Raw genomic sequence first — 4,649 nt, 5'->3', positions numbered from 1 at the left:
CTCCAGAGCAGGTACAGCTCGTTGGCGATCAGCCAGCACATGAGGGTGTCGTGGATCATGCCGCGACTCCTCCCCGCTCGCGCATGAACTCGCGCAGGCGATCGATGGTGGTCAGTCGCGGGCAACGCCCCTTTTTCAGATCACCGTAGAGGTTGGGATCGCCTATCGACCGCATCCCAAAATCAGAAGGCGTGATGCCTTCGCGCGCCGTGAAGGCGTCGATGTCCGCAAGAAGCGATTGGATAACAGGATGAACAAGCATGCATTAGGAAATACAGGATGTTTCCTATGCGGTCAATAGGAAATTTCCCGTTTCCTCGATGTCTAGGTAACCTCCTACAAGGGGGAATGGATGTGGTTCGCAAATTGATTCAGGACAGACTGAGAGAGCTTCGGCTGACGATGGCCGAGGTTTCACAGCGCCTTAACCGTAATCCAACTTACCTGCAGCAATTCCTGAAGAAGGGATCTCCCCGGGAGCTGCAGGAACGCGAGCGCATCGCGCTCGCTGAAATCCTGAATGTGCCGGAAGATCAGTTGCGTGGACCATCATCACCGCTGCCGAAGCGGCACTATGCGAAAAATGCGCAAGAGGTACCCTCTCGCGAAGGTTTAGTTGACACCAATCCACGCCCTACCCAAAATACCGACGGGGCGCCTCGGATGATCCCAGGCGCCGAGCTCTACGCAAATGTGGATTTGCCCGTATTTGGAAGCGCTCAAACTGGGAATGGGGCTCTGATCATCACAGATCGACCAGTTGATTATGTTGCCCGCCCAACGGTGCTGCTGCGCGTCCAAGACGGCTATGGAATGATCGTGGTTGGAGATTCGATGGAGCCGGTGATACGAGCTGGCGCCGTAGCCCTGATCAATCCGCACAAGCCTCCGCACATCGGCGACCTCTGTCTATTTCGGCAGCACTCCGAGGATGGATCCGTTCACGCCGCAATCAAGGAATTTCGCGGCCAGACCGACACCACATGGAAGGTGCGGCAATACAATCCGGCCAAGGATTTCGTCCTGAAAAAGTCAGAGTGGCAAATCTGTCACCGCCTGGTCGGCAGCTACTTCTAGGCCAAGAAGCCACGGTTACCCCCTACCTCCGCCGGACCATTTCGCGGACGCCGGCAAATTAATTTTTACCCACAAGTATTTTTCCTATTTACAGGATAGGAAATTTCCTTTAGGATTTTCCCCATCAGATCAGCCGATGGGGAACGCAATGTCCGGTTACTACGCAGCCAACCCGCACTATGCGCCAGACGACTTTTCCGAGGATCACGAGCGCTACGAGCGCTGCCAGGCCGAGGCCGGCCGCTGGTTCAATGACCTGACCGGGCCGCAGCTCGCTCGCTATCACGAGCGGATGTTTGTCATCCGCGCCTATAAGGGTGCGCCGCGTTGGGACTTCGAGGCCAAGAAGGCCCACGCCGAGTTCGCCGCGGCCACCAAAGACGCCGCGCGCGTCTCCGATATGGTGCTCCGTGACCTGCTGCTCACCGGCGAGGTTTCCGAAGCTACTTCCTACGCTTTCGACGAATGCCTGACGCGCCAGACGATGGCGGAGGTGGCGTGATGCGCATCCTCGCAACCGAAAAACAATACCACTTCGCCGCGCCCCTCCTCAGCGTCTACATGAATTTGGAAGTTTGGGCCGATTACATCGAGTACGGCGCCGACAATGCCCACGGCTTTGACATGTCGTTTGCAGAGTGGTGCGGGATCGAACCCTTCCGCCGCGATCAGCAGCTCGTGTGGTGCTAATATGACGCCCGCTGTATCGTACGAAACAACTACGCCCACCGGGCACAACTACGGCGCCCTGATCCACGTTCTTGCCGACCTGTCCCGCGTCATTACCCCGCCGCCGCAGCCAGTCGCGAGCGAGACGGAATCTTAACCAACCCCAGGGAAATTACCAATGCCCCGTCTCAAGTTCAATATTTTAAGACCCAACCGCTCCGTTCAATTCGTTGCCGAGATCGATTGCGCGGCAGATGACTCGCTGGCAACAAAGCTTGGCTTGGCAGTAAAGTCGGCGGTTAAAAGACGCGCGAACCTCAGCGGCGCGGACCTCAGCGGCGCGGACCTCAGCGGCGCGAACCTCAGCAGCGCGGACCTCAACGGCGCGAACCTCTGCAGCGCGGACCTCAGCGGCGCTTACCTCTGGGGCGCGAACCTCATCAGCGCGAACCTCAGCAGCGCGGACCTCAGCGGCGCGAACCTCAGCAGCGCGGACCTCAACGGCGCGGACCTCAACGGCGCGAAACTCATCAGCGCGAACCTCAGCAGCGCGAACCTCGGGAGCCAATGGATCATTCAGGGCTCCACGCGCAGCGACGGCTACGCATTCTTTCTTCAAAAACTCACAGGAGATACCGAGCCAATGGTCAAGGCCGGCTGTCGGCTCTTTACCCTGCGCGAAGCGCAGGAACATTGGGAAAAGACCCGCGCCGGAACAGCCATCCTTACTGAAACCAGAGCCATCGTTCGGTGCATGGTTGATCTTGCCTACGCGCGAAAGCTGATCGCATGAGCGCTGATCGCCACAGCTGCCGGGAGCGAACCTGATGTGTGGCGAGTGCGAAGAACCCATGCTCGCGTGCGATCCGGAGGCAGATGACCAATGAACCTCTCCCTTCTACTCGCCACGCGCGCCAGCATCATCCTTTGGGTCACGCTCGCAGTGATGCCGCTTGAGATCGTTTTCGACGCCATTGAAGCGGAGATCGAGCGCCAACAGGCGACCAAACTTTAGGAGCCGCCATGACACCCGAGACCCTGCTCAACTACGCCAAGGCAATCGACGACGCCGTCAAGCTCGGCATCGGTAAGGCGACCAACAACCGCTCGCCGATGGACTTTTTTCCAGACGCTTTCCGCAAGTTGGTGGCGAGACTCGTTCGCGAGCATGCGGAACGTGAGATCGGGCGCGGCGGCACATGAAGCGCCCGAAACCAACACCGGACGATCTGTTAGCCGCGCTGAAGAAATCCGGCGGAAACGCCATCGAGGCGTCGATCGTGATGCAGCAGCAGCAATCCAGAAAAGCGAAGCGGAAGGCCGCTCCGCGCAAGAGGAAGGCAAAACGATGAACATCAACGCATCATTTGTCCGGAAAATATCGGCCATGGCGCGTCACCGCAACGATACGCACTGGCTCTATATCACGGTGCACGAGCAGCCACCGGGCATGCCGGAGACTGAGACCGAAATCACACTATTCATCGACCATGATGATGGCGCCCGCATCGCCAATCTCTACGCGGAAGCGATCAACAGCGTCGCCGATACGTGCAGCACCGATCAGGAGATCGTGTGATGGCCGCAGTCGTCGAAATCACCCCGGAGCCGAAAGCGCGCGGCCGCGAGGTCGCCAAGGTGGCAACGTCGCCGCTCGACATCGTTCAAGCCGCGCTGAAAAGCGGCAACGTCGAGATGTATCGCGAGGCCGTGGCGCTGATGAAGGAGATGGACGCCTTCGCCGCGCGCAAGGCGTTCAACAATGCCCTCGCCGACGCAAAGGCCGAACTACCCATCATCAAGAAGAACAGCCACGTCAGTTTCGAGAACGCCAAGGGTGATGAGACAAGCTATTGGCATGAAGACTTGGCCGAGGTGGTCGATACCGTCGCGCCGATCTTGAGCCGGCACGGCCTTTCGCATCGCTTTCGCCTCAAGGGAAAGCCGGGCGAGCCTGTCACCGTGACGTGCATCATCTCGCACCGAGACGGATTTTGCGAGGAAAACGAGCTTTCCGCAGGCGCCGACACGTCTGGGGGCAAGAACGCAATTCAGGGCGTCAAGTCTGCGGTGTCCTACTTGGAGCGGATCACGCTTATGGCGTCGCTCGGCCTCGCGTCGAGGCGCGACGATGATGATGGGCGCGGCACAAGCGCTCAGACGGCGCAGCCCGAGGCCTATGCGCCGCCTCCAGGCTCAATCACCCAGGATCAGGCCGACCAAATCCGCGACGGGCTCGAAGCCAAGGGCGCGAGCCGCAAAGCCTTCCTGCAGTGGGCGAAGCAAAGGCGGATCGAGGATATCCCGGCAGAACACTTCGACGCCTGCATGGCTGCAATCGCAAAATTTCGAAAGGTCTGACCATGAACGCTCTGATATCGATCGACAGCATCTTAGAGCCCGCCGCTGCGCTGACGCCGGCAACCCTGTTCGGTTCCGGGCAGGTCGAGACCATCCTTTCCGCCATCGAAAAGGATGTTCGGGCGGAGGCTTTCGAGGTTGCGACACACGGTGGTCGCGAGCGCATCAAGTCGATTGCCTACAAGATCGCTCGCTCGAAAACCACCCTTGACGAGCTCGGCAAGGAACATGTCGCCGAGATCAAAAAGCAATCGGCTGCCATCGACGCCGAACGGCGCGTGATCCGTGATCGGTTGGATGCACTGAAGGACGAAGTTCGCGGACCGCTCACCGCGTGGGAGGCGGCCGAAGCTGCGCGCGTTGGCGATCACGAGCGGACGCTGGTGATGATCATCGAATGGGCCAACATCATCACGGTGGACATCCCGATTCCAGCCATCCGCGCGCGAATCGCCAGCATTGCGACCTTTTCCGGCCGCGACTGGCAGGAATTTTCGGAGCGCGCCGCAGCCGCCATCGCCGATGCGCAACCAAAGCTTGAC

11 protein-coding genes are annotated in these 4,649 nt (G+C 59.4%); 10 read left to right on the top strand and 1 reads right to left on the bottom strand.

All coding sequences use genetic code 11. From position 1 onward, the window contains the following. Positions 1-55: 55 nt before the first annotated feature. Entirely contained in the window at positions 56-262 is a 207-nt protein-coding gene (locus tag WCB02_RS26165) for a hypothetical protein (RefSeq protein ID WP_423962660.1), read from the bottom strand. A gap of 86 nt (positions 263-348) precedes the next feature. Here WCB02_RS26165 and WCB02_RS26160 point away from each other — a divergent pair, with 86 nt between their 5' ends. The 10 genes from WCB02_RS26160 to WCB02_RS26115 all read left to right on the top strand — a co-directional run. Next, a complete protein-coding gene (locus WCB02_RS26160) occupies positions 349-1,077 on the top strand; it encodes an XRE family transcriptional regulator (protein ID WP_423962659.1) in 729 nt (242 codons plus the stop codon). Between the two features lie 148 nt (positions 1,078-1,225). Next, complete coding sequence (locus WCB02_RS26155; RefSeq protein WP_423962658.1) at positions 1,226-1,579, top strand: hypothetical protein; 354 nt, start codon at positions 1,226-1,228, stop codon at positions 1,577-1,579. Then, entirely contained in the window at positions 1,579-1,767 is a 189-nt protein-coding gene (locus tag WCB02_RS26150) for a hypothetical protein (RefSeq protein ID WP_423962657.1), read from the top strand. Before WCB02_RS26155 ends, WCB02_RS26150 begins: the two co-directional genes overlap by 1 nt. A 157-nt stretch (positions 1,768-1,924) precedes the next feature. Further along, entirely contained in the window at positions 1,925-2,539 is a 615-nt protein-coding gene (locus tag WCB02_RS26145; protein WP_423962656.1) for a pentapeptide repeat-containing protein, read from the top strand. A gap of 90 nt (positions 2,540-2,629) precedes the next feature. Then, positions 2,630-2,761 (top strand): hypothetical protein, encoded by a 132-nt coding sequence (locus tag WCB02_RS26140; RefSeq protein ID WP_423962655.1) that lies wholly within the window; start codon positions 2,630-2,632, stop codon positions 2,759-2,761. Between the two features lie 8 nt (positions 2,762-2,769). Next, positions 2,770-2,949, top strand: a complete 180-nt coding sequence (locus WCB02_RS26135; protein WP_423962654.1) for a hypothetical protein — start codon at positions 2,770-2,772, stop codon at positions 2,947-2,949. Further along, positions 2,946-3,098, top strand: coding sequence for a hypothetical protein (locus tag WCB02_RS26130; RefSeq protein ID WP_423962653.1), 153 nt, complete (start codon positions 2,946-2,948; stop codon positions 3,096-3,098). The genes WCB02_RS26135 and WCB02_RS26130 overlap by 4 nt, the downstream gene beginning before the upstream one ends. Continuing rightward, positions 3,095-3,325: a hypothetical protein gene (locus tag WCB02_RS26125; protein ID WP_423962652.1), complete on the top strand. Its 231-nt coding sequence runs from the start codon at positions 3,095-3,097 to the stop codon at positions 3,323-3,325. The genes WCB02_RS26130 and WCB02_RS26125 overlap by 4 nt, the downstream gene beginning before the upstream one ends. Continuing rightward, positions 3,325-4,107 carry an ERF family protein gene (locus tag WCB02_RS26120; RefSeq protein WP_423962651.1) on the top strand — a complete coding sequence of 261 codons (783 nt, stop codon included), beginning with the start codon at positions 3,325-3,327 and terminating at the stop codon, positions 4,105-4,107. The genes WCB02_RS26125 and WCB02_RS26120 overlap by 1 nt, the downstream gene beginning before the upstream one ends. A 2-nt stretch (positions 4,108-4,109) precedes the next feature. Continuing rightward, positions 4,110-4,649, top strand: a 540-nt coding sequence (locus WCB02_RS26115) for a hypothetical protein (RefSeq protein ID WP_423962650.1), incomplete at its 3' end; no start/stop codon positions are given.

This window comes from Bradyrhizobium sp. (genome assembly GCF_049581145.1).
Lineage (GTDB): Bacteria > Pseudomonadota > Alphaproteobacteria > Rhizobiales > Xanthobacteraceae > Bradyrhizobium.
The sequence above is the reverse complement of the archived record's forward strand: the minus strand, read 5'-3'. Positions and strand labels throughout refer to the sequence as shown.

Coding starts and splice junctions, on each gene's coding strand:
- WCB02_RS26165 (WP_423962660.1), bottom strand. CDS start 262: ATGCTTGTTCATCCTGTTATCCAATCGCTTCTTGCGGACATCGACGCC.
- WCB02_RS26160 (WP_423962659.1), top strand. CDS start 349: ATGGATGTGGTTCGCAAATTGATTCAGGACAGACTGAGAGAGCTTCGG.
- WCB02_RS26155 (WP_423962658.1), top strand. CDS start 1,226: ATGTCCGGTTACTACGCAGCCAACCCGCACTATGCGCCAGACGACTTT.
- WCB02_RS26150 (WP_423962657.1), top strand. CDS start 1,579: ATGCGCATCCTCGCAACCGAAAAACAATACCACTTCGCCGCGCCCCTC.
- WCB02_RS26145 (WP_423962656.1), top strand. CDS start 1,925: ATGCCCCGTCTCAAGTTCAATATTTTAAGACCCAACCGCTCCGTTCAA.
- WCB02_RS26140 (WP_423962655.1), top strand. CDS start 2,630: ATGAACCTCTCCCTTCTACTCGCCACGCGCGCCAGCATCATCCTTTGG.
- WCB02_RS26135 (WP_423962654.1), top strand. CDS start 2,770: ATGACACCCGAGACCCTGCTCAACTACGCCAAGGCAATCGACGACGCC.
- WCB02_RS26130 (WP_423962653.1), top strand. CDS start 2,946: ATGAAGCGCCCGAAACCAACACCGGACGATCTGTTAGCCGCGCTGAAG.
- WCB02_RS26125 (WP_423962652.1), top strand. CDS start 3,095: ATGAACATCAACGCATCATTTGTCCGGAAAATATCGGCCATGGCGCGT.
- WCB02_RS26120 (WP_423962651.1), top strand. CDS start 3,325: ATGGCCGCAGTCGTCGAAATCACCCCGGAGCCGAAAGCGCGCGGCCGC.